Genomic DNA, 24,552 nt, shown 5'->3' on the forward strand with positions numbered 1-24,552 from the left:
TCTTTCTTTTTTTCTATTATCATACCCGCAAACGGTTCCTAAATAAATATGCTTCCCGCGATTTATTTGGGCAGGGAGCGCCAGATGGTACGGCAAACCCGGGGATGGAGCGCATGCGATGTTCCTACGGCAAAATCAGGCCCGATCCTATGATAAAATAAGCAGGGGTACACGATATGGACAGAAAGCAGGTTTCCTTTCATGATGGATTTGGACAAGATAGCGGAAATATTCGCCGGCGGTTCCTATGAGATAGCCAATGTGCAGCGCTTGGTCATTCAGCCGAAAAGTATTTTGCGCGGTTTCAAGACTGTCCAATACGGATTTCTGTTTATTGTGCGTGGAGAGGCGAAGATGCATGTGAACGGAACCGCTTACGATTTGTTGCCGGGAACGGTCGTTCATGCTGCTCCAGGCATGCAAATGGACTCGCGGGTCATTGGTCAGTCAGAATTGGAGTATTTCATTGTCTTTTACAGGTGGAACAAACACGCAAATGACACAGCGGCTGTTGAACTGGATACTCACTTCAAGCTCGAATCCGGCGCGAATCCCCGGCTGCTTGAAGCGCTCATCATGATCCAGCAAAAAGCCCGCGCTACAGGCGGGATCGGGAAGCTGCATGTCAAAGAGCTGTTTTTAGGCATCATGCATCAAGTGCTGGTGGGCTGCAAGAGTCGGGAGGAAGGACGTTCTCCAGGCCAAAAAATAATCGAAGAAGCGATTGCGTACATTAGCGGGCACTACATGGAGCCGCTGACGCTCGGCGAATTGGCTGAGTTGCACGGTATGAGCCCCAAGCAATTTTCTTACTTTTTCCATAAATACACAGGATACCGCCCTATCGACTACGTGATTCATTACCGGATGGAGAGAGCGCGCGAGCTACTGAAAGCAGGCAGCTATCCGATCAGCGATATCGCCGTCAGTGTCGGGTATGCCAATCCGCTCTATTTCAGCAGGATGTTTAAAAAGAAATTCGGCGTGTCGCCTTCCGCGTACAGAGAGCAAGAAGAGAGTCATAAGGACGTCGGACAGTCATGACTGTGATTGCTGACTGCAAGAAACCGCAAGCTGCGAGCTGCAAACCGCCCACCAACTGCGCTGAAAACGCCGGGACGTTTTTCAAAGAAAAGCACTGGATTAGACAATCTTGCATATCGTTTTCGTGATTTGTGCATTTGCTTTTACTTCTGCCCTTGCTACACTATTTAACGATAATGATTATCATTGTTGGAAAAAGGCGCGTATTTGCGCTTTTGCCAACATGACGGAAGAGCGGGGCAAGTCCTAATCGCGAAACGAATCTCAATCCAGGAGAGGTGGATACGTATGGCTGAAAATAGACAATTGTGCATCGGACTGGCGATTAATACTACGTGGATGAAAGGGGCAGGCTGGCGGCGTCCTGACAGTGATATCGAGAAACTGGACACGATCGACTACTATATTGATTTGGCGAAAATGGCCGAGCAAGCCAAGCTCGATTTTTTGTTCAAAGCCGATTATTTATACGTCGGTCCGCAGATGCTGGGAGACGCCGTCAGCTTTGGCAGCGTTGATCCGACACTGATGTTCTCCGCTATTGCCCGGGAAACCGAGCGAATCGGGTTGGTGACGACGATCTCCACCACATTCAATCCGCCGTTCATCGTGGCGAGACAGCTTCAGTCGTTGCACTGGCTGAGCAACGGGCGAGCTGGCTGGAATATCGTCACATCGATTGAAGGGGCCGAGAACTTCGGCGATGCTCCGATGCCATCACCGCAAGAGCGCTATGCGAAAGCAAAAGAGTTTATCGAGGTCGTACGCAAGCTGTGGGATAGCTACCCGCGCGAAGCGATTGTCATGGATCGGGAGACAGGCATTTTTACCGATCGGGACAAGGTAACGCCGATCAACCATTCGGGCGAATTTTTCAGTGTCAAAGGGCCGCTGACGATGCCAGCCCATGCCTCCGGCTCGATTCCGTTTTTCCAGGCGGGTGCGTCGGATACGGGACGTGATTTTGCTTCTTCCGTCGCGGATGCGATTTTTGCAGCCATGCCGGATATTGAATCAGGAGTCGAACTGCGAAGCGACTTGCGCAAAAGGGCGGAGGAGCATGGACGTAATCCGGATGCAGTCAAAGTGCTGCCGGGCCTGTACTTTTTCTTGGGGGAGACGCGCGAGGAGGCAGAGGAATTGCATAAAGTGGCGCATGCCAATTTGAGCACGGAGCGCAGGCTGGCTTCGCTGAAATTCGTACTCGGAATGGAAGCAAGCCATCTGGCTCTGGATCAACGCATAACAGCTGACATGCTCCCTGATCCGAACCTGCCCGTCCGCAGCCGGACACATGCCGAGCTGTTGCGCCGATTTATCACGAAGTACGAGCCGACTTTGCAAGAAGTGCTGGCACGCCCTGAGGTAGTCGGATCGGCGCATTGGGTGTCTGTCGGAACTGTCGACGATGTACTGGCTGATATTATCGAGCGTTACGAGGCGGGAGCGATTGACGGGTTCATCGCTCTGCCGGGCGGATCGGAAAAATCGATGAACATCTTTTTCGAACAACTGATGCCCAAGCTGGTGGAAAAAGGCTTGTTCAAGCGGGAATACGCAGGCGCCACCTTGCGCGAGCATCTGGGAATCCAATAAAATCGTGCGTTGCCGGGAATGAACTGCTTTAGCCACCCTGCCCCGCCTCCTGTCCTTCTTTTTCCCTAAAAAATCAGTCTTTGCCAGCTGGCGGAAGAAGATGCTCAGGGGGCCGCTTATGGGCTGATGGCGATGGTAGTCGGGCTGAGCTTTTTTTGGGTGGCGGGGATTGTGCCGCCGCAGGGCGAAGACAATCGCTATATAGGCGAGCAGTATGTCCAAAGACTTTTCCAGGCCCATGCCAAATGAGTGGCTGATCAAACAGGGAGGTAGACGATGAACATTGCCAAGCACACCGTTAACGGAGTCAATATTGCTGTCGTAACAAGCGAGGAACACGTCATCGCCGATGTCCAGGCGGCACTGGATCTGATCGCGACGGCATGGTACGAAGCCGAATGCGACCGCATCGTCATTCATAAAACGATGCTTGCGGAGAGTTTTTTCGATCTGAAGACGCGACTGGCGGGCGACATTTTGCAAAAGTTCATCAATTACAAGGCAAAGCTGGCGATCGTGGGCGATTTTTCCGTGTATGCAAGCAAAAGCTTGAAAGACTTCATCTATGAGTCGAACAACGGCAACGACATCTTTTTCCTGCCGACTGAGCAGCAGGCGATCGAAAAGCTGAGCTTGGCTAAATAAAAGTGGAAAGCGGAGGGAACCAGATGACAGGCAGGCAGGCTTGGGCGGAAGCGGCTAGAGGTGTCGGCGCGACATGCCGCAGGCGCAGTCATCCGACGTTTCGCATCGATGATCTCGGCTTTCGGCTTGCCCGGGCGGTGTGAGGGCAAACGCCAGTTGACACCGATCTTCCAATTCACTATACTGTCTGTAATCTTATATGCGACATACGTTGAAAGAGCCCAGTAGCAGATTGGTCCCTGTCCCAGAAAGCCGGGGGATGATGAAACCCGGCACACACCAAGCAAGCGAATTACAACTCTGGAGTATCTCGGGTAATGCTGAGCGGAAGCGGCGAACGATATCTCGCCGAGAGTGGCATGAATGGCGCGCAAAAGGAAGGCGTGTGCGGCATTGGTGCAATCTGGGTGGTAACACGGTTATTCAATCGTCCCTATGTCTATATGACAAGGGGCGATTTTTTGTTGTCACGCACAACGTTGATCCGGTATAGGAGAACTACGAACCTGAGGGAGTGAATTGGCTGTGAACATTATTGATGAACTCGAATGGCGCGGCGCCATCAATCAACAAACAGATGCCGAGGGACTTCGCGAATTGACCGAGCAAAAATCGATCTCGCTCTACTGTGGCGTGGACCCGACAGGCGACAGCATGCATATCGGTCACTTGATCCCATTCATCATGCTGAAACGCTTCCAGTTGGCTGGTCACCGCCCGGTTATTTTGATCGGCGGCGCGACAGGAACGATCGGCGATCCGAGCGGCCGGCAATCGGAGCGCTCGCTGCAAACATTGGAGCAAGTGCAGGCGAATGTGGATGCGCTGACTGCGCAAATGAAAAAGCTGTTCATCACAGAAGGCGACAATCAAATCCGCCTGGTGAACAACTACGACTGGACGCATAAAATCAACGTCATCGAATTTTTGCGCGACTACGGGAAAAATTTCAGCATCAACGCGATGCTCGCCAAAGACGTGGTGGCAAGCCGACTGGACAGCGGTATTTCTTTTACCGAGTTCTCCTACCAAATCCTGCAATCGCTCGATTACTTGCACCTGTACAAACACGAAGACGTGCAGCTGCAAATCGGCGGTTCGGACCAATGGGGCAACATTACGAGCGGCCTCGATCTGATCCGCAAAAAAGAAGGGCCAGAAGCGAAAGCGTTTGGCTTGACCATTCCGCTGATGCTGAAAGCAGACGGCACGAAGTTCGGGAAAACGGCTGGCGGCGCTGTCTGGCTCGATCCGAACAAAACGACGCCATTCGAGTTTTACCAGTTCTGGGCGAATACCGATGACCGTGATGTTGTGAAATACTTGAACTACTTCACGTTCTTGTCCAAAGAGCAAATTGAGGAGCTGGCTGAAAAAGTCCAGACCGAACCGCATAAACGCGAAGCGCAAAAAATGCTCGCAGAAGAAATGACCCGATTCGTGCACGGGGAAGAGCTGCTGGAGCAGGCCAAACGCATTACAGCTGCCTTGTTCACGGGAGACATCAAGTCGTTGACGGCAGATGAAATCGAGCAAGGCTTCAAAGAAATGCCGACCTATGAAGCGACGAAAGAAGCGAAAAACATCGTGGATTGGCTGGTAGAGCTGGGCATCGAGCCATCCAAGCGCCAGGCGCGCGAGGACATTACCAAAGGCGCGATTTCCATGAACGGCGAAAAGGTGAGCGATCTGGAGCTGGAAGTAACGGCTGACCTCGCCATCGGCGGACGCTTCATCATCATCCGCAAAGGCAAGAAAAACTACAGCCTGGTTAAGCTGTCGTAACACAAGCAAATCGCACGAAAAAAGGAAAGCTTCCCTCCCGACTGGCGAGGGAAGCTTTTTTTAGGTTAGCTCTACATTCTTCTGGATAGATGGTGTACGATGAACAGGTGTGGCTTATTTTTCCAAAAATGCGAACAAGCCATTTGCATAAATCGATAAAGCGAATGAATGCGTGAAGAAAAAGAGGTGTCGGTCATGGTTGAAGAATTGGTCGAGTATTTGGATGAATGCGAAACAGAAGTCGTCGCAGTAGAACAATTGGCGTTGCCGCTGCAAGCAGAAGGGAAGCACCGCATTTTGGTGTTGCCGGGCTACAACCTGCTGGAAATGATGGAAGAAGTGTGCGAGGAAGCAGAAACGTTGTCCGCTTTTGTCGCGCAGCAGCTGGAAGAAGCCCGCAGCCTGAGCGTAGAGGATGCCTTCCGCAAAATCGTGGAGTCCCGGCTGGTCTACACTGATTTGCCAGCTGAGGAGAAGCAGCTGCAAGGCAAAAACTTTTCCGAATGTTATCAGGCGTACGCAGCGATGTGGGAAGGCAGCGAGCTGGTTCACGAGCAGTTGGTCGCAACAGAAGCATCGACAGAACCGTTTCAGCTCGATCGGGAATGGGCACAGGACCGGATCGAGGATGGAGATTCGCTCGTCGTGCTGAACTTGCCGCAGGAGCGCGGGCATGAGGCTCCGCTGTGGATTCCGATGGGCGGATACAACGAATGTCCTTTGCCTGTGTACCAGTCGGTCATCTTCAAGCATTTTCAGGAACAGTATGGCGCAAGCATCCTCGCTGTGACAGGCGATACATGGGTGCTGCAAGCGAAGCGGCGTCCGCAAACGGCTGAAGAAGCGCTGCAATTGGCAAAAGAGCATTTTATTTTTTGCCAGTACGTTTTGGACGATCAGCAGACGCTCGGTCATTACGCCGATTACTTGCTGAAGCAGGACGTGTGGTATTTTTGGTGGGATTAGAAAAGGACATTCTTTTGACAAAGCTGTACATCCCTAAACCGCGGCCAAAAGCGGTCCGACGCCCGCGGCTCGTGGAAAAATTGAGCGAAGGGATGCATCGCAAGCTGACGCTGATTTCTGCTCCAGCAGGCTACGGCAAGACGGCGCTTGTCAGTGAATGGCTGGCAGATGCTCCCGTCTCTGTCGCCTGGCTGTCGCTCGATGGGGGAGACGACGACCTGGGGCGTTTCCTGCGCTGCGTGATCGCAGCTATGCAGACGATTGAGCCGTCTGTCGGAAAAGGGCTGCTGCCCATGCTCAAGGCTGCGGAAAGTTCGCCAAGCGAGGCGATGCTGCTGTCTTTGTTGCACGATCTCCACTCTTTATCCCCGGCGATGGTTCTCGTTCTGGATGACTATCATCTTCTCCGCTCTCCGAGTATTCATGAGGCGGTTGCTTTTCTGTTGGAACGCATGCCGCCGCAACTTCATCTCGTCATCACGACCCGCGCGCAGCCGCCGTTGCCTTTGGCGAGGATGCGCGCGAAGGATCAGCTGACGGAAGTTCATGCTGGCGATCTGCGCTTTGCCCAGCGGGAAGCCGGCGAATTTTTGTGCCAGGGGATGGGGCTGGTTCTTTCCGAGACAAGCGTCGGGATTTTGGCAGAACGCACAGAAGGCTGGATTGCCGGATTGCAGCTGGTGGCGCTTGCTTTGCGCAGGGAAGACGAGCCGGATCGGTTGATTCAGTCTTTTCCGCCTAATCATCCTTATGTGTGGGACTATTTGGTCGAGGAAGTGTTGAATCAGGAAACGGAGAGCATCCAGTCGTTTTTGCTCCAGACGTCTGTTCTTGAACGGATGAGCGGGCCGCTGTGCGATGCTGTTCTAAGCAACGGGGAGCACACAGTCCTGGCTGGCTTTGGCGAAGCGACGCTGGCCTTGCTTGATCGCGCCAATCTGTTTCTTGTCGCCTTGGACAGCGAACGGCGCTGGTATCGCTACCATCATCTTTTTGCCGAGCTTTTGCGCAAACGGCTTGATCCAACCGTCGCTGCAAGCTTGCATATTCGCGCAAGCAGCTGGTATGAAGCGAACGGCTTTGCGTTTGAGGCGTTTCACCATGCTGTTTGCGCTCATGATACAAAAAGGGCGGCGCGGCTGGCGGAAGGTGCTGGCTTGCCCCTGATTTTTCGCGGGGCAGTGACCCCTGTTCTGCAATGGCTGGAGTCATTGGGCGAGCAGGAAAAGAACGAGCTGCCCGGTTTGTGGGTGATGCAAGCGTCTGCGCTGTTGATGACTGGAAAAACAACAGGCGTGGAACCAAAGCTGCAAGCTGCCGAAAAAGTGTTGCAGGCGGTGGAGCAAAGCGACATGACCCGCGATTTGCTCGGTCATATCGCGGCGATCCGCGCTTCGCTGGCGGTGAGCAAGCACGACGCGGAGCGGATCGTAGCGGAGTCGCACCGTGCTCTGGAACTTTTGCATCCGGAAAACGTGCCTGTACGCACAGCGACACTATGGGCACGCGGGTACGGCTGCCAGCTTCGGGGCGAATGGGCAGAGGCGAGTGTGGCTTATACGCAAGCTTTGGCGAACAGTGAAAGGGTCGGCCATGTCCTGATTACCATGCTGGCAACACTTGGCCTGGGGATGATTCAGGAGATGGAATCCCGGCTGTACCTGGCGGAGCGAAGCTATCTGCGGGTGCTGAAGCTCGCAGGCGATCCGCCGCTGCCGGCAGCTTGCAAGGCGCATCTTGGTTTGGCTCGCCTGTATTACGAGTGGGATGAACGGGAAAAAGCGTTGGAGCATACTCGTCAGAGCGTGAAGTGGGCAAAACAGCTGGAACAGACGGATTGCGTGGTCGAGAGCGAGATTTTTTTAGCCAGGCTAAAGCTTGCCCAAGGCGATGCCAGCGGGGCAGCACGCATGCTGGCAGAAAGCGATCACACGGTCCAGCGGCAAAACTTCGCAGTCCAGCTTCCTCAGCTTTTGGCGGTCCAGACCATGGTGCAACTGCATAAAGGCAATCTGGCTGCTGCCGAGCGCCTGGCGACGGCGAATGGACAGCTCGCAAGCACTCGCGCCCGGGTGTATTTGGCCAAGGGCAATTCCGCCCAAGCCGTGGCGATTCTCAAACCGTGGCATGCAGAGCTGGAGCAGACCCGCCAAGAACGGGAGCGGATCGAGGCCAAGCTGCTTTTGGCTGTCGCGCTTTTTGGGCATGGAGAAAAGCGCCAGGCGGTACAACTGCTTCGCGAAGCTTTGGCACTGGCTGAGCCGGGCGGGCTGGTGCGGACGTTTGTCGATGAAGCTGCTTTGCTCCTGCCGCTGTTGCGTGAGTGGACAGCAGCCGAAGCGGCGTCTGAGTATTGTGGCAAGCTTCTCGCTGCCATGAACCAGTTGGCGCCAGCACACGGGACGGGTCAGCCAGCGCAAGCGCAGCAAGCCGAGTCTCTGATCGAGCCGTTGAGCAATCGCGAGCTGGAAGTGCTCCGCCTGATTGCCCAAGGCTTTTCCAACCAGCAGATCAGTGAAAGGCTGTTTATTGCGTTGCCGACTGTAAAAGGGCACAACCGGGTCATTTTTGAAAAGCTGCAAGTGAAGCGGCGCACGGAGGCAGTCGCGCGGGCACGCGAGCTTGGACTGTTGTAGGCGGTGCTGTTTTTCAGCCGTGATTGTTTTTGCAAAACCATACTTTAGTAGCTGTAGCGAGACAGTTCATAGCGGCTATACTCATGGCAAACAGGAAAAAGGAGGAAGCCCATGAGAGCTGTCGTCTGCACCAGCTATGGAGCACCGGATGTCCTCTCGCTCCAGGAGGTAGCCAAGCCCGTTCCGAAAGAGCATGAGATTCTCGTGAAAATATATGCGACCACGGTCACTTCCGGGGATTGCCGGGTGCGCGCTTTTCGCTGTCCGTTGCTGTATTGGCTGCCTATGCGGTTGCTGATCGGATGGAACAAGCCGCGAAACCCGATTTTGGGCGTCGAGCTGGCTGGAGAGGTGGAAGCGGTCGGCAAGCAAGTCAAGCGCTTCAAGCCAAAAGACAAGGTGTATGCGATCACCGAGATGGACTTTGGCACGTATGCCGAATACAAATGCTTGCACGAGGACGCCAACGTCACCCTCATGCCGACTAATGCCACTTATGAAGAAGCCGCAGTGATGCCGTTTGGCGGAACTACCGCCTTGCACTTTTTCCGCAAAGGACAGTTGCAGCGCGGGCAACGAGTCTTGATCTACGGCGCCTCGGGATCGGTCGGCACATCGGCGGTGCAGCTCGCCAAATACTTCGGAGCCGAGGTGACCGGAGTGTGCAGTACCGCCAATGTAGAACTGGTCAGGCAGCTTGGTGCGGATGAGGTGATCGACTATACAAAAGAAAACTTTGCCCAATCCGGCAAGCAGTACGACATCGTCTTTGACGCTGTAGGAAAATGCGCGAAATCCCGCTGCAAGCAGGTGCTGGCTCCCCATGGCAAATACCTCACCGTGGAAGGGCAAGGAGTGGCAAAAGTGCGCGTGGAAGACATGCAGCTTCTCACCGAGCTGATGGAGGCGGGCCAGCTTCGGGCGGTCATCGACAGACGCTATCCGCTGGAACAGATTCCGCAGGCACATGAGTACGTAGAGCAGGGGCACAAAAAAGGAAATGTAGTCATTACGGTAGCAGATGACTCCGCGAACGGACACAACGGCTGAAAAGGCCGTTTTTTTGTATTTGTATGGAAAAACGTCTCGTTGTTTTTCACGAAAAGGCATGTGACCGCTTCTGGTCAGCCAAGCAGACATGACGTTATTGTTTGCCGCAACACATGGGTGGAAGCGGTTCCAACAGCATGTCAGGGGAAAGAGAGTGACCGTATTGACAGGCAGGTGAGAACTGTTTATAGTATGTAATTGTCAGAAATGATTATCATTATCATCTACAAGTTTTTATTTGCCAAAAAGGAGACTGCAACATGAAAAAGTGGCTCATTCCTTTCCTGATGTCGCTTTCGCTGATGGTCAGCGCTTGCGGCAATGCATCGACGCCGACACCAAACAATGCGGGCGGCAGTGAGACAAATCAACAGCAGGCAACAAAAACCGAAGAAAAGCCGAATGCGAATGCTGAGGCCAAACCTGAAATGATCACGTACCAGTCGGAGAACGGTCCGGTTGAGGTTCCTGCCCAGCCAAAAAGAATCGTGGGCCTGACCAACGCACCTAACGTAGTTGCGCTTGGCGGCACACTGGTCGGGATCGACGAGTGGACGAAGAAAAATCCACTGTTCACCGACAAAGTCAAAGATGTCGAAGTCGTATCGGACGAGACGATGGAGAAGATTTTGGCTCTCCAGCCCGACCTGATTATTGCCGGATCGTGGATGAAAAACCTCGACAAGATGAAGGAAATCGCACCGACAGTCGTCTACACGTGGGGCAAGCTGGACTACCTGGCGCAGCAACGCGAGATTGGCAAGCTTTTGAACAAGGAAAAAGAGGCGCAAGCGTGGATCGACGATTTCACGAAGCGCGCGCAAGCTGCTGGCGAAGAAATCAAGGCGAAAATCGGCAAGGATACGACCGTCTCCGTGTTCGAGCATGATACGAAAGACTTTTACGTCTTCGGCAACAACTGGGCTCGCGGAACGGAAATCTTGTATCAGGCAATGGGCCTCGCCATGCCGGAAAAAGTCAAGAAAGACGCACTTGGCCCTGGCTACTACACGCTTTCTTTGGAAGTGATTCCGGAGTACGCTGGAGACTACATCGTGCTCAGCCAGCGCAAGGGCGGAGAAAATCCGTTCCTGACCTCGGAGACGTGGAAAAAGATTCCCGCTGTGAAAAATAACCATGTGATCGTGATCGACATGGAAGCATCGACGTACAGCGACCCGATTACGCTGGAATATTTGCTGAAAATCTTCAAGGAAGGCTTTCTCTCCCAGTCGTAACGAGAGGCAGCTGCATACGAAAAAATAACGAGAACGTCTGGGGAACCAGGCGTTTTTTTTGTGGGAGCATGCTGGGGACGCAATACCGTCAAAGAACACGGCAAACGCCTTCTGGCAAAAGAAAAATCCCATGTGTCTTCACGCGAATGAGCGCAGACATGTGGGATTTTTTTGATGGACGTGAAAGGAAATTCATTGCAGTTTACTACTCGACAAAAGCCCGCACCTTCGGAAACACCTTCAACGCCGTCTTGTAAAACACATCCGCATGATACTCAGCCGGAATCAGCTCCTGCACAAACTGGATGTACGACTTCACAGGGGCGAGCGGCCAGTCGGTACCGAACAAAAATTTGTCATAATGATCGCAGTACGTAATCGCATGGCGCAGATGAGCGAAGAACAGCGGCGATTCGGCCAGTCTGCGGCAGTTGTCTGCGTCACCGACCATCAAGCCGGACAGGTCGGCAAACATGTTGCGGTTTTTGTACACGACTTCTGCGCCATCCAGCACCCACGGGTCACCGAAATGGGCCATCATGAAGTTCACGTCCCGATGCTTCACCGCTACCTCGTCGAGAGTGAGCGGATGCGAATACTTGAGCAGACCTCGCTCCGAGTAAGTGTCACCCGTATGGAAAACAACCGGCACCCCGTATTTGGCGGCGAGCGCATAGACCGGATCGTAGACGCTGTCGTAGGCGTAGAACGGATAGTAGCCGAGATAAATTTTCAAGCCGACCGCCTGGGGGTGTTGCAAGTCTTGCTCCAGGCGAGCAACCGCCGCATCGTCCAGCGTGTACGGATTGATCCCCAGGCAGTAGACGAGCTGCGGTGGCAGTTCAGCGGTCAAGTCCAGACCCATCGGCGTGATCGCTTCGTAATCGGGAAAGCCGTCCTGCTTTGTTTCCGTCAAGCCCATGCCGATTCCGAGGACGACTCCGTTGTCCTTATATTCCTGCAAAATGCCTTGGACAGAGTAGTCGACAAACGACTTCTCCGCGGCGGTCCGCTTAAATTCTTCGATATGCGATAAATGCATGTGCGCATCAATGATCTTCATCTGAATTTCCCCCTTCGCCTTCGCTGGTAAACCGGATCGCCCGCAAAGCCGCCAAGGAATCGGCAGGCAGCTCTTTGTCGGCAAACAGGAAAAAGACAGGCGGTGTAAAGCTCGTGCTGTTGTCCGGCAAGTTCAGTTCGCGCAGGATGGTGGTCATCGCGATTTCCTTGTTGGCGTACACTTCGACATCTGCGGTGCCCAGATCGGTGAAGATCGTGAGCTGCTCGGCGCGGGAAGCTGCGCCAAACGTATAGTCGGATTGTTCCGTTACAGTCAAATCTCCCTGCGCCAGCTTGTAGGTCAGCGGCTCCCCGTGTTTCCCCGCTGTTTTCAGCCAAACCGTTTCGTCAGCCGCTTCTGTCTGCAAAAAGACTTCGGTCGCAAAGCTTTTGTGGGCAAAGTACGTTCCGGTTTTTTGCACGATTTCGACCGTATGGCAAAGGAGCGGGACGCCCGGCAGCAAAAGAAAATATTGGTGGCAGGTGAGGCCGCGATACTTCTCCTGTTTTTTGACGTGATAGCTGAGCTTGATGCCTTGCCAGACGTTCTGGCGATTGTCGGTCAGCTGGACGAAGGCGGCGCTTCTTTCTTCTTTAACCAGTGAAAAAGCGCTCAGTTCTTCGATATGGTTGCCGATGCCGCCTGTCCACGGATTCCACCACGATTTCGGTTGCCGCTGCGGGAAAGAGCTGGCCAGCCATTCCTGTCCGCCCGAAACGAGCGAGAACAGCGACGGGTAAAAATCCGGTGCTGCTTTGATGCGGATGGAGCCGTTGTCTGCGCTGTAGACTTGCTGGCCTTGCTCTTCGGTCACTTCCATGGAGATGGAGCCTGGTTGAACCGGGAAAAGGGCGCTTTGCAAGCAAATGTCGTGGGTAGCGAACTGACCGTCCACACGAACCAGCTCATACGCTTTGGCCGAAGCAGGCAAAGCGAAGTGCGCTTCCTGTTCCTCGGCTTCTTCCGTGAAGCGTTGCGTCTGTCCCAGAGCTTCTCCGTCCGCAAGCGAGGCCGTCAGTTCCCCGTCCAGGTACTGCTGTTTGTATTCTTTTACCTCAACTTTCACTTCGCCGTTTGCCAAAAATGGATTGTGAGCGTTGGCAATCAGCTCCAGTTGAGGGGTCAGCGACAAGTCTTTGGCCAAAGCTTCTTTTCGGGCAAAAGCGCGAAATTCTTTCCAGTCCGTATACGCTCCATGCGCCACGCATATCGGGCCGAACGTCGCGCTGCTCTGCGGCTCCAGCTCTCCGATGCACGATTCCAGGGCGATTTGCCAGCCTTGAATATCCATCTGGCAAGATGGCGGCCAGCACAATCCCCACGGGGCTGCATCTTCCCGGGAAAACAGCCAGTTTTCACTGAGCAGCTTGCCGTCCCAATATTCCAGGTCGCTGCCGTAAGAAGTGGGAACGTCTACATAGCGGCCTTGATAGGGCAAGATCGGGTGCTGGATCGAGTGGATGAGGCTTTGTGTCAGCCATAGCTCAGCAGCCAGTTTTTCCGTGGAAGTGTTGGTTATATCCAGCGTGTGTTCAACGGTGCCATCGCCGTGCAGCAGCGTTTTGCTGATCAGCGAAAGAGCAGGGTAGGCATCGGAACGGTAAGCGGCGCGAATACCGATGGCGCCTTTTTCGGAAAAGAAGTCGACGTGCTCCGCGCGCTTTTTGGAAAACTCGCTGGAATACGGCTTGCCAAGCTTCGGATAGGCGATGTACGTCGGCGCTCCGCCGTTTCCGCCGGAAATGGTGAGTTCGTTGTCGTCCTTGTTCAAGGTGAGCGTATGGCGGCCGTGATGCACTTGCCACGTCAATTCTGTTTCGCCTGCCAGGAGCGCTCCCAATCCGGTAAAGGCAGCGCCAAGCTTTTTCACGAAGGAGACTTGCTTGCCGTCTGCAAGCTGCCCCACGATTTGCACATCGGCGCTGTAAAATCCGTGGTCGATCAGATCGGCGCGAAGCGGAAGCGAGACGCGTTCTTTGCCGGACAACCGCAGCGAATGGCTGTGTTCGTGGAAGCGCAAGAATGGCGAGTCAGCCAGTTCAAAAGAAAACTGTGCTTCTTCGGAAAAGTTGTTTTCCATGTCCAAATAATAGTGTGCAGTTTGACCCGGATAAGTCAGACCAGGAACGTGCATGGTGAGCGAAGCAGGGAATTTGGGCAAGATGCCGACCTGGAACAGCGCCTTTTTGCCGTTGATTTGAATGTGTGTGCAAACTCTTGGATGCGTGCGCCAAATGCTTTGCTCTTCCGTGATTGCTCCGACCGTAAAGCTTGCAGACAAGCTCGTTTCGTCCGTGACGGACAGCTCCTGCTGGTAGTCAAACTGAATGTTTTCATTCGACTCTCCCGTCAAGGAAAGCTGCAACGGCTTGCCCGATTTATTGACGATCCGGTAGTGAATCTGGTAGTCGCGGCCGAAGACCAGCTCCAGCTGCTCGACCTCGGCGGACAGCAAGTAGTCTTCCGTTTCGATCAGGCGCAGCCCGCGGCCGCGCCGTTCAAACTCCACGCGCAAGCTCAGGTCGGCTTTTTTCCAGGAGTAGGTGAAGTAATCAAAGCCGTTTTCTTTTCGTCCATCCGGCTCGACCACAATTTGTCTTGTGGAATCCTGGTACCAGTCCAGCGTATCGAAATAATGCGCGATAGCTTCTGTGCGCAGGACAGTGGGCATCATGTTCATCAAGTGCGTCGAGTCATCCCGGTCTTCCCAGAAAAAACCGAATTTTTTATACAAAGGAACCGCCTTCGTGTTGCCAGCCCATGTGTACAGGTCAAGCCGCGGCCAACCAAGCTGGACAGTCTGGTCCAGGGCGCGGGCAAGCAACATGCGGCCTACTTTTTTTCCGTGATAGTCAGGACGAACGTTGAGCAGGGGGATGTAGAGGGCGCCCGTATCTTCCCTGTATTCCGCCAGGCTGCAATAGCCGACTACCGATTCGCCGTCCATTGCGAGGTACACAGCAAGCGCGTCGGAGCGAGCTTCTTCCTGTCTGATTTGTTCCGCTGTCGTAATCGAATTGCCGCCTCCCCAGCTGTCTCGGCTGGCGTTCCACATATCAGCGACAGCCGCAGCCAGCTCCGGTCGGTAGAGAACGATAGAGATAGATTCCATGTTTGCTTGCACCTCGATCTCATGTCAGTTTTTGCCTATTAATAGAGATACGTTTGAAGATAGCATCGGTTTCTCGTTCTGGCAGTTTTTTCTTGTCAACGCGAAAAGCCAGTATCGCCCGGTCAAACTCAAACGATACCGGCTTTTTCACTGTTCACTTGTGGCAACCGAATGTGTGCACTTACGCACGCTCGATGCGGATGACGACCATTTCCACGTCTTCATCCAAAGCGCGCACACTGTGCTTCTCCGCTGGCAGCATGTACAAAAGCGACTGTGGATCAAGCTCGATCTGCTTCCCGGAAAAGTCAAAGACCGCTTTGCCTTTTTGCACGAGAATCAACACGTCGGCGTCTGTGTCGTGTTCCGGGATAAAGCTGCCAGCGCGTAATTGCAGTTGCAGCACTTTGGTGCGTTCAAAGCCCATCAACGCGCCAATATGCTTGGGCGCGGACTCCAAATAGTTTTTCAGGTCGAACGTTTGCATTAATGATCACTCCTCACGGTTCCAGCGCAGAATAAATTTCCGCAGCGGAGATATGACAAGATGGTCCAGCAGGATGATGATGAAAATACTGACGAGCGTCCAGGCGAACACTTTTGCCGTATCGATGTTGACTCTGGCAAAGGCGAGCGAATAGCCGATTCCCGCATCTGTGCCGAGCAGCTCTGCCATGATCGTGATGCGTACGGCAGAGCCAGTCGCAAGCGAGATCGCAGTGAAAATCGGCACGGCAAGTCCGGGCAAAATGATGTGTCTCAACGTGTGCCACGGAGTGCTTTTGTAGATCGCCGCCATTTCCAGCAGCTGGCGGTCGATATTGCGCCAGCCGTCCGCCGTATTCAAGTAAATGCCGGGGAAAACGAGCACAGCGACGACAAACACGGGAACCATCGAGCCTGTGCCGAACCAGACCATCGCCAGGACGACGACGATGATCGGCGGAATCCCCATGAGCATCGACTGAACCGGACGCATCGCATCGTACAGGACGGGAGAACGTCCTGCGACAAGCCCGCAGCAAATCGCGACTATCATTCCGCTAAAAAGTCCGATAAACATGCGGGATGCGGACTGGAGCAACTGCTCGGTGAACTCCCCGCTCTCGACCATCCGAACGAAAGCGGCTGCGGTGTCCAGTGGTGAAGCGAACAGGATAGAGGGCAAGGACATCGATAAGCCTTGCCAAATGGCGAGCAGGATCAGGATTGTCACGCCCTGTACGAGCAGGCGGCGATTACGGAGCGTAGTAGAATCCTGCATCCGGCAATTTCCCCCCAATAATCTCCGGGGACAGAGTGGAGAGCTCGGTGAAGAAAAATTCCAGTTCTTCCTTGGCGTCCTTGGCCGAGACGAACTGCAAGTTCAAGGAAGGAATGACACTTTCAATGATTGGCGGGGTCAGCCCGTCCTGGTATTTCGCGATCATCGCGGCAGCGTCTTTTGGCTGCTCGTTCAGGAACTGGACGGATTGCTCAAACTGTTTTTGCAGTTCCGCCACCAGTTCAGGATGCTTGGCGATCAGTTCGCCTGAGACGAGGATACCAGCTTGCGGGATGCGCGGCGATTTGCCTGTCGCTTTCGCCCATTCGGCTTGCAAGCTCATGACTTTGCCCAGTTTTTTGCCTGCCTTGTTGCCTTGCATCACAGACATGGTCGCCATATGCTCCGGCAAGATGGCGTACTTCGCCTTGCCTGCGACGAGCAAGCCGACCAGCTCCTGCGGCGCGCTGACGTATTCGATTTTGACATCTTTGGTCGGGTCGAGATTGTTTTTTTTCAGCAAGTAGCGGAAGACGAGATCGGGCATATCGCCTTTAAACGGAACGTGAACGGTCTGCCCGCGCAGGCTGTCCCAACTGACTGACTCACCGTCGGGGCCGATCATATAGAGGATGCCCCAGATCAGCGTATTGATCAGCTTGACATCCATTCCCCGGTTGTACAGATTGGCGCCGACATAAGTAGGTACGGCGGATACTTCGGCCTGGCCGCTGCTGATTCGGGCGCGCAGCTCATCCGGTGTTTTCCACGGCTTGTACTCAACGTTTTCGGCGAACGGGCTGAGCGATTTGTCCTCGATCATTTTATAGATAGGAGAAGACAGCGAGATTCCCACTGGTGCCTGAATGGTCAAATGCTCGCGTTTTTTCACCTCTTGCGTGCTCGTCGCTTGCGCAGTCGCGGCTGGTTGCTGTTGCTCAGCGGCTGATTGTTGGCTTGAGGTGGCAGCCTGATTCGTTTGAGCGGAGCAGCCGATCAGGGCGCTGGTGATGGCGACAATCAGGGACATCATGATGTAGCTGGTTTTGGATGTGCGTGACACTTGTCTATCCTCCTGTCAGGTGCTGGTGCAGCACGGCTTTGATTTGTTGAATCTGATCCTCGCTCCTGCCTGCTCTTTGTCCGGGGAGGGGGTATTCCCGGATGACTGTTGCCGCCATTGCAAGGTTGTTGCTTTTGCTGAACAACAGGACGCGGTCAGCCAGGCGGGCTGCTTCTCCCGGATCGTGTGTCACATAGACCATTCCGATGCGGCGTTCCTCGATCAAACGGATGACATCTTGTTGCAGCTCGCGCTTGAGGGCGAGATCGAGCGCGGAAAAAGGCTCGTCCATCAGCATCATTTTCGGGTCTGTGACCAGCGCGCGTGCGATGGATACGCGTTGCTTCATCCCGCCGGAGAGCTGCTTCGGATAGTAGTCGCGGGCATGGAACAGCCCGACTTTTTGCAACACCGTCGTCACTTTTTCGTTCATCGTGTCTTGGTCCATGCGGCCGAGCACAAAACGAATGTTGTCCGTGACCGTTTTCCACGGAATCAGCCGCGGCTCCTGAAAGACATAGCCGAGCTGTTCCGTGCGGACGGTCACCGTTCCGGAAGTCTGCCTGATCAATCCGGCTGCCATGTTGAGAATCGTTGTTTTGCCGCAGCCGGAAGGGCCGAGGATGGCGACGACCTCTCCCGCCGCGAGAGAGAAGGAAAAGCCAGCGAGTACAGTCGTCCCGTTGAACGACTTCGTGACGGAGGCAAATTCCAGCAAGGCTTCCATCGGCTCGCCTCCTGACTTTGTTATTTCACGACCGTAAAGGTGATGTGTCCGTACAGGTCGTCGTTGGCATCGAATGTACGAATCAGTTCAAACAAATGGGCTTGATCCGCTGGGTTTTTGCACGCATTGGTCAAAAGTTGGATCGTTCCTTCCCAGCCTTCGTCTGTGAGCAAACCTTTCAGCGACAGAAGCGACATTTTTCCTGTCTGGCAATCGACTTGGCGGAAGGCAGCCTGTTCGAACAAACCGCGCCAGTTCGCTTCGGTCATCGGCTGGGCATTGACCGCGAGCAGTTGGCGCAAAGCAGCCAGGCGCTCCTGCACTTCCGGCGTTTCCGGGTCCTTGCGCAGCAGCAAATCGTGGGTCGCCAGTCTGCCGCCCGGCTTCAAGACGCGAAAATATTCCGCGATCGCCTGCTTTTTCTGTTCCAGCGGCAGCATGCTGAGCATCGCTTCATTGATCACCACGTCAAACGTTTCAGCGGCAAAAGGCAGCTCCAATGCATTGCCATATGCAATCTGGACGCGGTCTTCCAGTCCGTGCTGGCGAATATTTTCCTGCGCCCGCTCGACGCTCGGCTGGTGAATATCAATTCCGGTCACCTGGCAACCGTACTCCTTGGCGATCTGAATGGCGGTCGTGCCCATGTTTGGCGCTACTTCCAGCACGTTCGTATCGGCGGTGAGGCGGCATGCTTGCAAAATGCGCTCGGTCGCTTCTTTTCCGCCCGGACGCAGCCGGGTTTTCCCAAGGGAAGCGAGAAACAGGTGAGTAGGCTTGCGGCTTGCTTTTTCGGTCATGTCAAACATCCTTTCTCATGATCGCACGTTCACACCTCATGGCAGCCTCTGACGCAACATGTCTGGGCGTGAGTGCGGATAAAATGGTCTTTTTGGGGATCGATCGGCACAACAGGCGTGTCAGGAAGCAAGCTTCTCAGCTTTTCCAGGTGAATGTGCATGCTGCCGCCCGGGGCCATCACGACCGCTTGCTGCTTTTTCAGCTTCTGGATCGTGCGGTTGACCGTCTCGCGCGTCGTGCCGAGCATCCCGGCCAGCTCGCTGTTGGTAAAAGTCGTGGAAAAGCGGAGCCATTCTGCGTCGAGCCTGGCTGCGTGTGTCTCGCTCAGGCGCAGCAACAAAGACACGAGCTGGCTTTCCACCGGATAAAACGTCTTGTCTTCCAGACGCTGCTGCAGATCGATAATTTTGTCCGCCAGCACTTGCATGATTTTGAAGCTGATGGCGGGATGAGCGAGCAGCAGCTGTTCGAAAGTGCGCACGGGAATGACGAGGCAATGGACGTCATCCAGCGCGACGGCGTGGTGCGGATAGCTGTCTGTGCGAAAAAATCCGAGGTGAGGGAACATGTCGCCCTGATCGGCAAGCAGGAAAGTTTGTTCTTTTCCATCTTCACTCGTGCTGAACAGACGGACTCGGCCGGAAATGACGAAGTACACTTGCAAGATTTCTTCCGATTGATAGAAAAGGTAGTCGCCTCTTGCAAATTCACCGGATTTGCACGTAGCCGCAACAGCTTCCAGCTCATGCTCGGACAAATTGCGAAACAAATGAAAGCAACGCAAAACGGAGGAGATCGGGCCAGTAGACAGCATAGGAATGCACTCCTTTTCTCGCATTGTTATAATTGAGTATAATAATCATTCTCAATTATAGCATTGTGTGAACGGAAAAAAATGAGAAAAGGAAGCAAAGGCCAGAGCAATCGCACTGAGGCGCACTTTCACAACCTTTCACGCGTTTTAATGGGAGCAGGTAGTTGATTGATTACGAGCCCAGTATAAAACATGTGCAGAGCGATGCCTTGTGACCAATATCACAGTTGAGAATTTATCTCATTCTTGTTTCTGCGGGCTAGGTCGAGGAAAATAAAGGAGAATGGACGACTAACCAAAACGGTCATGACCGTTTTGTTGACCGCAAGCGGTCACATCCCATTTCATGAAAAACGGCGAGACGTTTTTCACAGAAAAAAGGACGATGCGGATGCCTGCCTATACGTTGTGGGAAAACATGCTGTTTTGGCCAACGGCTCTGGATGAGGGCAAGCTCGCGGCGGCTGTTGCGGGCAAGACGATTCTCATTACCGGGGCCAGCTCGGGAATCGGGGAGCAGCTGGCATATGTGCTGGGGCGTTGCCAAGTGCACTTGCTGCTGGTGGCGAGAAGAGAGGAAAAGCTGCGCCAGATCAAAGCTGAAATCGAGCGAGACGGGGCGAGAGTCAGTGTGTGCGGGGCCGATCTGCGCGATCCGGCTCAGTTGGAGGCATTTCTTGCGTTTTTGCACGAGCAGCCTGGCGGGATCGACATCGTGATCAGCAATGCAGGCTTGTCCATCCGGCGACCGATCATGGACTCTCTGGAGCGCTATCACGATTTTACCCGGACGATGGCGATCAATTATTTTGCTCCGGTTAAAATCTTGTTGTCGCTTACTGAGCAGCTCGCCCGAAACAAAGGGCAGATCGTAAACGTCTCCACGATCAACACATCGTTGCTCCCGTTGCCTTACTGGGCGGCGTATCAAGCTTCGAAAGCCGCGTTCGACACCTGGTTTCGCTCGGCTGCGCCGGAGTGGAGCGCGAAGGGGATTGCCACGACATCGATTTACTTGCCGCTGGTGAGAACGCCGATGATTTTGCCCACGGCTGCCTATCGGAGCATGCCAGCCATGAGCGCAGAGCACGCTGCGAGGCTCATCGCCAAATCGCTGTACACGAAACGGACCACGATCCGCCCGTGGTGGCTTTTGGGGGGCGAGCTGGCTTCCTTGTTTGGCAGAGGGCTATGGGAGCGATTGCTTCCTCGCTGGCTACGCAAAAGGGGGAAATGACGATGCGCCTGATGTATTTGCTCGCTGTGCTTGCCAAAATGAAGCTTTTGACGCCAGCAGGCATCGGCAGGCTGCTCGCCGCCTTGTTCCGATGCGGAACGAACCTGATGACGCTGCTGAAGATCGCGCAAAGCACCCACGGTCAAAAGGTCGCATTGGTCGACGAGCGGGAAACGGTTTGCTTTCAGCAGCTTTGGACAGACTCTCTGCGGCTCTCTTGGGTGTTCAAGGAAAAATACGGTCTTGCGAAAAGCAAACAGGTCGGCTTTTTATGCCAAAACCACATCGCGTTGGTGCGAGCCATTTTCGCGGCGTCCGGTACGGGCTGCGATGTATATTTGCTCAATCCCGAAATGAGTGCGGGACAGCTCAGGCAGTTGTTCGACGAAGTGGAGCTGGACCTGCTTATCCACGACGAAAAGCAGACGGCGACCATCGAGCAGGCGGGATACGCGGGAGCGAGTCTGTACAGCTATCACGAGCATCTTCCCGCGATCAACCAGTTGCTGGGAGAATGCTCGGACTGGTCGGACGAAAGGATGGCGTCAGTGCCAGTACCAGCGCGCAGTTCTGCGGGCAAGATCATGCTCCTGACAGGCGGAACGACGGGGCGTGCGAAAAAAGTGCCGCACAAGCCGTCGCTGTTTCATTATTTGCCGCCGTTTTTGGCTCTGCTCAGCCAGCTTGGGCTGCTTCGGCTGAATACAGCCTATATTGCGACGCCGATCTACCATGGATACGGTTTGGCTATCTTGCTGTTGTTTGTCGCTTTGGGCAAAAAAACAGTGATCACTCCCGGCTTCGCTGCCGCCAAAGCGTGTGAGCTGATTGCCAGACACAAAGTAGAGGTCGTATCCGTTGTCCCATTGATGCTCAGAAAAATGCTGCATCACGATCCGACAGCGTTGCAGTCTCTTGTTTGCATCGCATCAGGCGGAGCGCCGCTTGCCACCGGACTCGCAGCCGAGGTGTCCGCCGAATTGGGCGACTGTCTGTACAATTTATACGGGACAACGGAAGCGGGGCTATGTGTGATCGCCACGCCCGGCGACCTCCGGCATCGTGCGCACACGATCGGGCAAAAAATCCCGGGTGTCCGTTTGCATGTGCGAAATGTGCGAAACTCCGATCAGCGTCCATGCAAGGCAGGCGAAATCGGCCAGCTGTGCGTGAAGGCGGGCGGCTCGCTGTTTTTCAAGCGACAGGCTTGGATCGAGACAGGCGACGTCGGTTATCGGGATGCAGCGGGCTATTACTACTTGTGCGGGCGAACAGACGACATGGTGGTGTCCGCTGGCGAAAATGTGTATCCAGTCGAGCTTGCGCGAGTGCTTGTGGAGCATCCGGCCATCGAAGACGCGACTGTGATCGGCATCCCGGATGAAGCGTTTGGGCAAAGGTTGAAGGCGTTCGTCCAGCTCGCGAGTCATGCCGGACTGACTGAGACACAATTGCAGCAATGGCTGCGGCAAAAAGTAGCCAGATATCAGATGCCCAAAGAAATCGTTTTTGTCGAGCAGCTGCCGTACACCGAGTTGGGCAAGCCGGACCGGAAGCAGCTCATGTAAAATGGCCTGGCATGGGCAAACGCTTCGCCACATTTTCCCGATATATCCTGTCAAAACAAACCATACATATTACGAGACAGAGAAATCATACGGGGAAAGGGATGAAAAGCCATGCCTCAAGGCATCCACGATATCGAAGTGCCGCTGCCAATCCGAACGGTTTGGGAGTTTGTCCGTGTATTGGATCATTGGGTAGTGCTGGTTCCGGGCTACATCAGCCACGAAGTCATTAACGAGCGCCGCGTGACCTGGAGCTTTACCGGAGACATCGGCATCTTGAAAAAGGAGATCAGCTTGCAGGTAGATATTACGGAATGGAACGAGCCGACCGAAGTCAAATTCATGCTGACCGGAATCAACGAGAATTTCACGGGCGAAGGCTACTTCAAGGCACAGGAATTGGGCGAGAAGTGTACAAAAATGACCGGCTTTCTCGATATTACAGCCAAAGGTTTGAAGGCGCCGATGGTAAATTCCATCCTGAAATCGCACGTTCCCCAGTTGACAACCGAACTGGCGGAAGCGGTAGCCAGCCGGATGAAAGAACAATAGCGAAGACATGTCTAAAAACCCTTGATTGCCAAGGGTTTTTTCTTTTTTTTCAGCCGACACTTACGCGATTGACGACTTTGCCATTATGCTTTAATCTACCATAGTTAACGAGGTAACTATTGCGCAAAATAGGTACCTTATAATAGGAAATAACAGGAAATTACAACGAGGGTGATGCTTGTGAAAATCAACAAAAAATACGAACACATTCTTTTTACTTTTCTGATGGCTTTGGGCATGTCCTGTCTTTTGTCGTTTTTCATGATGCTGGTTAATTTCGGCTTCGACTCCATGCTGCTCGCACGCTGGCTCAAGGCGTGGCCGATGGCGTTTTCACTGGCTTTTCCAGTCGCTTATTTTTTGCCAAAAGGCATCAGGCTGCTCATGAAGAAGATTACATTTGTCGAGGGAAAATAAAGAGCGGATCGGGAACGCACAGCAGGGGCAAAGCTGTGTGTTTTTTTTCAGCGCTGTCCCAGTACCTCGAACCGGGACAAGAAGCAGGAAAAAAGCGGAGAAAACCAGGTCGGACTATAAAAAGTGGCTGGCTTCTATAAATTGCTTTTCCAGCGGAGAAAGCTCATAGCCTTGCCTGGTAACCACATATTTATCGAGAAAACGCTGCTCGGCAGGCAGCTCCAAATAGTTCGTCACACCGAGCCGTTCGACAATGCGTTTGGACATGAGAGTAATGCCCATTCCCAGCGCGGCGAATTGTAGCAGAGTTTCCACTACAGCAACCTGTGTCACGGGTGCTTTTGGCAGACCGAAATCGGAAAAAAGTTGTGCCATGCGCGATGTATACAGGCATTGTTCGGACAAAATCAGTACCGTTGCTCCTGGCAAAATGCTTTTGAGCGACATGCCTGGCACGGCTCCTTTTCCAACCAGGACGACTTCCTCCAAGCCGATTTTTTTATAGTGCAGCTGTTCCGTCTTGCTGGATGCGCCAATCGTGAAAGCCAGGTCGATCGTGCCATTCATCAGCGCTTGTTCCATTTCGGCAGTTGAGCCAGTCTGTAAAGTAACGGACAGCTGCGGGTATTTTTCATACAAGCCGGCAAGCGTAGCGGTAATTTCCGAGCCAATCACCGATTGCATCGTGCCCAGCCGAAGCTTCGGTTCAAGCTGTTTCATCTCTTGTTCGGCTTCTTCCCACAAGCTCAAGAGCTTCTTGTAGTGCGTGTAAAGCCGCTTGCCTTCCACCGTCAGCTCCATGCCTTTGGAACTGCGAATGAACAGTTGCTGTGCGTAATGAGCTTCGATTTTTTTGATTTTCGCCGTCATGTTGGATTGCAGATGGTTCATGCGAAAGGCAGCGGCGGACAGGCTCTTCAACTCGGCAACTGTCACGAACGCCCGGATCGTATCCATATCCATGTTTTCAACTC

At 53.8% G+C, this 24,552-nt stretch carries 21 protein-coding genes and 2 pseudogenes; 14 read left to right on the forward strand and 9 right to left on the reverse strand.

The features are described 5' to 3' along the window. The first annotated feature begins 201 nt into the window (after positions 1-201). The 10 genes and pseudogenes from DEP07_RS12055 (at position 202) to DEP07_RS12100 (ending at position 10,960) form a co-directional block, all read left to right on the forward strand. The gene (locus tag DEP07_RS12055; protein ID WP_122962955.1) at positions 202-1,044 is read left to right on the forward strand and encodes an AraC family transcriptional regulator; all 843 of its coding nucleotides are present in this window, start codon (positions 202-204) and stop codon (positions 1,042-1,044) included. 288 nt (positions 1,045-1,332) lie between these two features. Next, positions 1,333-2,640, forward strand: a complete 1,308-nt coding sequence (locus DEP07_RS12060; RefSeq protein ID WP_122962956.1) for an NtaA/DmoA family FMN-dependent monooxygenase — start codon at positions 1,333-1,335, stop codon at positions 2,638-2,640. An 87-nt stretch (positions 2,641-2,727) separates the two neighbouring features. Then, positions 2,728-2,889 (forward strand): annotated as a pseudogene (locus DEP07_RS12065) (TetR/AcrR family transcriptional regulator); the annotation flags it as partial. A gap of 27 nt (positions 2,890-2,916) precedes the next feature. Next, on the forward strand, positions 2,917-3,285 hold the full coding sequence (locus tag DEP07_RS12070; protein WP_122962957.1) for a DUF4180 domain-containing protein: 369 nt from the start codon (positions 2,917-2,919) through the stop codon (positions 3,283-3,285). A 38-nt stretch (positions 3,286-3,323) separates the two neighbouring features. Continuing rightward, positions 3,324-3,428: pseudogene (locus tag DEP07_RS12075) on the forward strand (formylglycine-generating enzyme family protein); the annotation flags it as partial. A gap of 382 nt (positions 3,429-3,810) precedes the next feature. Continuing rightward, positions 3,811-5,070, forward strand: coding sequence for a tyrosine--tRNA ligase (gene tyrS, locus DEP07_RS12080; RefSeq protein WP_122963254.1), 1,260 nt, complete (start codon positions 3,811-3,813; stop codon positions 5,068-5,070). 195 nt (positions 5,071-5,265) lie between these two features. Further along, the gene (locus tag DEP07_RS12085; RefSeq protein ID WP_173596105.1) at positions 5,266-6,036 is read left to right on the forward strand and encodes a DUF4253 domain-containing protein; all 771 of its coding nucleotides are present in this window, start codon (positions 5,266-5,268) and stop codon (positions 6,034-6,036) included. Further along, entirely contained in the window at positions 6,027-8,672 is a 2,646-nt protein-coding gene (locus DEP07_RS12090; protein WP_287102534.1) for a LuxR C-terminal-related transcriptional regulator, read from the forward strand. The genes DEP07_RS12085 and DEP07_RS12090 overlap by 10 nt, the downstream gene beginning before the upstream one ends. Positions 8,673-8,783: 111 nt before the next feature. After that, positions 8,784-9,722, forward strand: a complete 939-nt coding sequence (locus DEP07_RS12095) for an NAD(P)-dependent alcohol dehydrogenase (protein WP_287102528.1) — start codon at positions 8,784-8,786, stop codon at positions 9,720-9,722. A gap of 260 nt (positions 9,723-9,982) precedes the next feature. Next, positions 9,983-10,960, forward strand: a complete 978-nt coding sequence (locus DEP07_RS12100; protein ID WP_122962961.1) for an iron-hydroxamate ABC transporter substrate-binding protein — start codon at positions 9,983-9,985, stop codon at positions 10,958-10,960. 205 nt (positions 10,961-11,165) lie between these two features. On the opposite strand, the gene DEP07_RS12105 is transcribed toward DEP07_RS12100, so the two are convergent. The 8 genes from DEP07_RS12105 to DEP07_RS12140 all read right to left on the reverse strand — a co-directional run bounded on the left by DEP07_RS12105 (position 11,166) and on the right by DEP07_RS12140 (position 19,804). Beyond that, a complete protein-coding gene (locus DEP07_RS12105) occupies positions 11,166-12,023 on the reverse strand; it encodes an amidohydrolase family protein (RefSeq protein ID WP_122962962.1) in 858 nt (285 codons plus the stop codon). Continuing rightward, on the reverse strand, positions 12,010-15,135 hold the full coding sequence (locus DEP07_RS12110) for a GNAT family N-acetyltransferase (RefSeq protein WP_281869013.1): 3,126 nt from the start codon (positions 15,133-15,135) through the stop codon (positions 12,010-12,012). The genes DEP07_RS12105 and DEP07_RS12110 overlap by 14 nt, the downstream gene beginning before the upstream one ends. A 181-nt stretch (positions 15,136-15,316) precedes the next feature. Further along, positions 15,317-15,622: an AraC family ligand binding domain-containing protein gene (locus DEP07_RS12115; protein ID WP_122962964.1), complete on the reverse strand. Its 306-nt coding sequence runs from the start codon at positions 15,620-15,622 to the stop codon at positions 15,317-15,319. A 6-nt stretch (positions 15,623-15,628) separates the two neighbouring features. Further along, positions 15,629-16,399, reverse strand: coding sequence for an ABC transporter permease (locus DEP07_RS12120; protein ID WP_281869014.1), 771 nt, complete (start codon positions 16,397-16,399; stop codon positions 15,629-15,631). Then, positions 16,374-17,462, reverse strand: coding sequence for an ABC transporter substrate-binding protein (locus tag DEP07_RS12125; RefSeq protein ID WP_281869015.1), 1,089 nt, complete (start codon positions 17,460-17,462; stop codon positions 16,374-16,376). The genes DEP07_RS12120 and DEP07_RS12125 overlap by 26 nt, the downstream gene beginning before the upstream one ends. 4 nt (positions 17,463-17,466) lie before the next feature. Beyond that, positions 17,467-18,189, reverse strand: coding sequence for an ABC transporter ATP-binding protein (locus DEP07_RS12130; protein WP_217021897.1), 723 nt, complete (start codon positions 18,187-18,189; stop codon positions 17,467-17,469). Between the two features lie 20 nt (positions 18,190-18,209). Next, positions 18,210-18,989: a class I SAM-dependent methyltransferase gene (locus DEP07_RS12135; protein WP_280648128.1), complete on the reverse strand. Its 780-nt coding sequence runs from the start codon at positions 18,987-18,989 to the stop codon at positions 18,210-18,212. 29 nt (positions 18,990-19,018) lie between these two features. After that, entirely contained in the window at positions 19,019-19,804 is a 786-nt protein-coding gene (locus DEP07_RS12140) for a Crp/Fnr family transcriptional regulator (RefSeq protein ID WP_280648129.1), read from the reverse strand. A gap of 391 nt (positions 19,805-20,195) precedes the next feature. On the opposite strand from DEP07_RS12140, the gene DEP07_RS12145 reads away from it, so the two are divergent. The 4 genes from DEP07_RS12145 (at position 20,196) to DEP07_RS12160 (ending at position 23,578) form a co-directional block, all read left to right on the forward strand. After that, complete coding sequence (locus DEP07_RS12145) at positions 20,196-21,041, forward strand: SDR family NAD(P)-dependent oxidoreductase (RefSeq protein WP_287102529.1); 846 nt, start codon at positions 20,196-20,198, stop codon at positions 21,039-21,041. 2 nt (positions 21,042-21,043) lie between these two features. Then, positions 21,044-22,609 (forward strand): AMP-binding protein, encoded by a 1,566-nt coding sequence (locus DEP07_RS12150; RefSeq protein ID WP_287102530.1) that lies wholly within the window; start codon positions 21,044-21,046, stop codon positions 22,607-22,609. A 111-nt stretch (positions 22,610-22,720) separates the two neighbouring features. Beyond that, positions 22,721-23,161: a CoxG family protein gene (locus DEP07_RS12155; protein ID WP_122962971.1), complete on the forward strand. Its 441-nt coding sequence runs from the start codon at positions 22,721-22,723 to the stop codon at positions 23,159-23,161. 174 nt (positions 23,162-23,335) lie between these two features. Continuing rightward, complete coding sequence (locus DEP07_RS12160) at positions 23,336-23,578, forward strand: DUF2798 domain-containing protein (RefSeq protein WP_217365623.1); 243 nt, start codon at positions 23,336-23,338, stop codon at positions 23,576-23,578. A gap of 114 nt (positions 23,579-23,692) precedes the next feature. Here DEP07_RS12160 and DEP07_RS12165 read toward each other — a convergent pair whose 3' ends face one another. Beyond that, positions 23,693-24,541 carry a LysR family transcriptional regulator gene (locus DEP07_RS12165; RefSeq protein WP_173596113.1) on the reverse strand — a complete coding sequence of 283 codons (849 nt, stop codon included), beginning with the start codon at positions 24,539-24,541 and terminating at the stop codon, positions 23,693-23,695. Positions 24,542-24,552: the final 11 nt, after the last annotated feature.

The sequence above is a fragment of the Brevibacillus sp. genome (assembly GCF_003521185.1).
Lineage (GTDB): Bacteria > Bacillota > Bacilli > Brevibacillales > Brevibacillaceae > Brevibacillus > Brevibacillus parabrevis.

Bases quoted from the DNA above. Each gene is read 5' to 3' on its own strand.
- DEP07_RS12055 (WP_122962955.1), top strand. From the start codon at position 202: ATGATGGATTTGGACAAGATAGCGGAAATATTCGCCGGCGGTTCCTAT.
- DEP07_RS12060 (WP_122962956.1), top strand. From the start codon at position 1,333: ATGGCTGAAAATAGACAATTGTGCATCGGACTGGCGATTAATACTACG.
- DEP07_RS12070 (WP_122962957.1), top strand. From the start codon at position 2,917: ATGAACATTGCCAAGCACACCGTTAACGGAGTCAATATTGCTGTCGTA.
- DEP07_RS12085 (WP_173596105.1), top strand. From the start codon at position 5,266: ATGGTTGAAGAATTGGTCGAGTATTTGGATGAATGCGAAACAGAAGTC.
- DEP07_RS12095 (WP_287102528.1), top strand. From the start codon at position 8,784: ATGAGAGCTGTCGTCTGCACCAGCTATGGAGCACCGGATGTCCTCTCG.
- DEP07_RS12100 (WP_122962961.1), top strand. From the start codon at position 9,983: ATGAAAAAGTGGCTCATTCCTTTCCTGATGTCGCTTTCGCTGATGGTC.
- DEP07_RS12105 (WP_122962962.1), bottom strand. From the start codon at position 12,023: ATGAAGATCATTGATGCGCACATGCATTTATCGCATATCGAAGAATTT.
- DEP07_RS12110 (WP_281869013.1), bottom strand. From the start codon at position 15,135: ATGGAATCTATCTCTATCGTTCTCTACCGACCGGAGCTGGCTGCGGCT.
- DEP07_RS12115 (WP_122962964.1), bottom strand. From the start codon at position 15,622: ATGCAAACGTTCGACCTGAAAAACTATTTGGAGTCCGCGCCCAAGCAT.
- DEP07_RS12120 (WP_281869014.1), bottom strand. From the start codon at position 16,399: ATGCAGGATTCTACTACGCTCCGTAATCGCCGCCTGCTCGTACAGGGC.
- DEP07_RS12130 (WP_217021897.1), bottom strand. From the start codon at position 18,189: ATGGAAGCCTTGCTGGAATTTGCCTCCGTCACGAAGTCGTTCAACGGG.
- DEP07_RS12135 (WP_280648128.1), bottom strand. From the start codon at position 18,989: ATGACCGAAAAAGCAAGCCGCAAGCCTACTCACCTGTTTCTCGCTTCC.
- DEP07_RS12140 (WP_280648129.1), bottom strand. From the start codon at position 19,804: ATGCTGTCTACTGGCCCGATCTCCTCCGTTTTGCGTTGCTTTCATTTG.
- DEP07_RS12145 (WP_287102529.1), top strand. From the start codon at position 20,196: ATGCCTGCCTATACGTTGTGGGAAAACATGCTGTTTTGGCCAACGGCT.
- DEP07_RS12150 (WP_287102530.1), top strand. From the start codon at position 21,044: ATGCGCCTGATGTATTTGCTCGCTGTGCTTGCCAAAATGAAGCTTTTG.
- DEP07_RS12155 (WP_122962971.1), top strand. From the start codon at position 22,721: ATGCCTCAAGGCATCCACGATATCGAAGTGCCGCTGCCAATCCGAACG.
- DEP07_RS12160 (WP_217365623.1), top strand. From the start codon at position 23,336: ATGCTTGTGAAAATCAACAAAAAATACGAACACATTCTTTTTACTTTT.
- DEP07_RS12165 (WP_173596113.1), bottom strand. From the start codon at position 24,541: ATGGATATGGATACGATCCGGGCGTTCGTGACAGTTGCCGAGTTGAAG.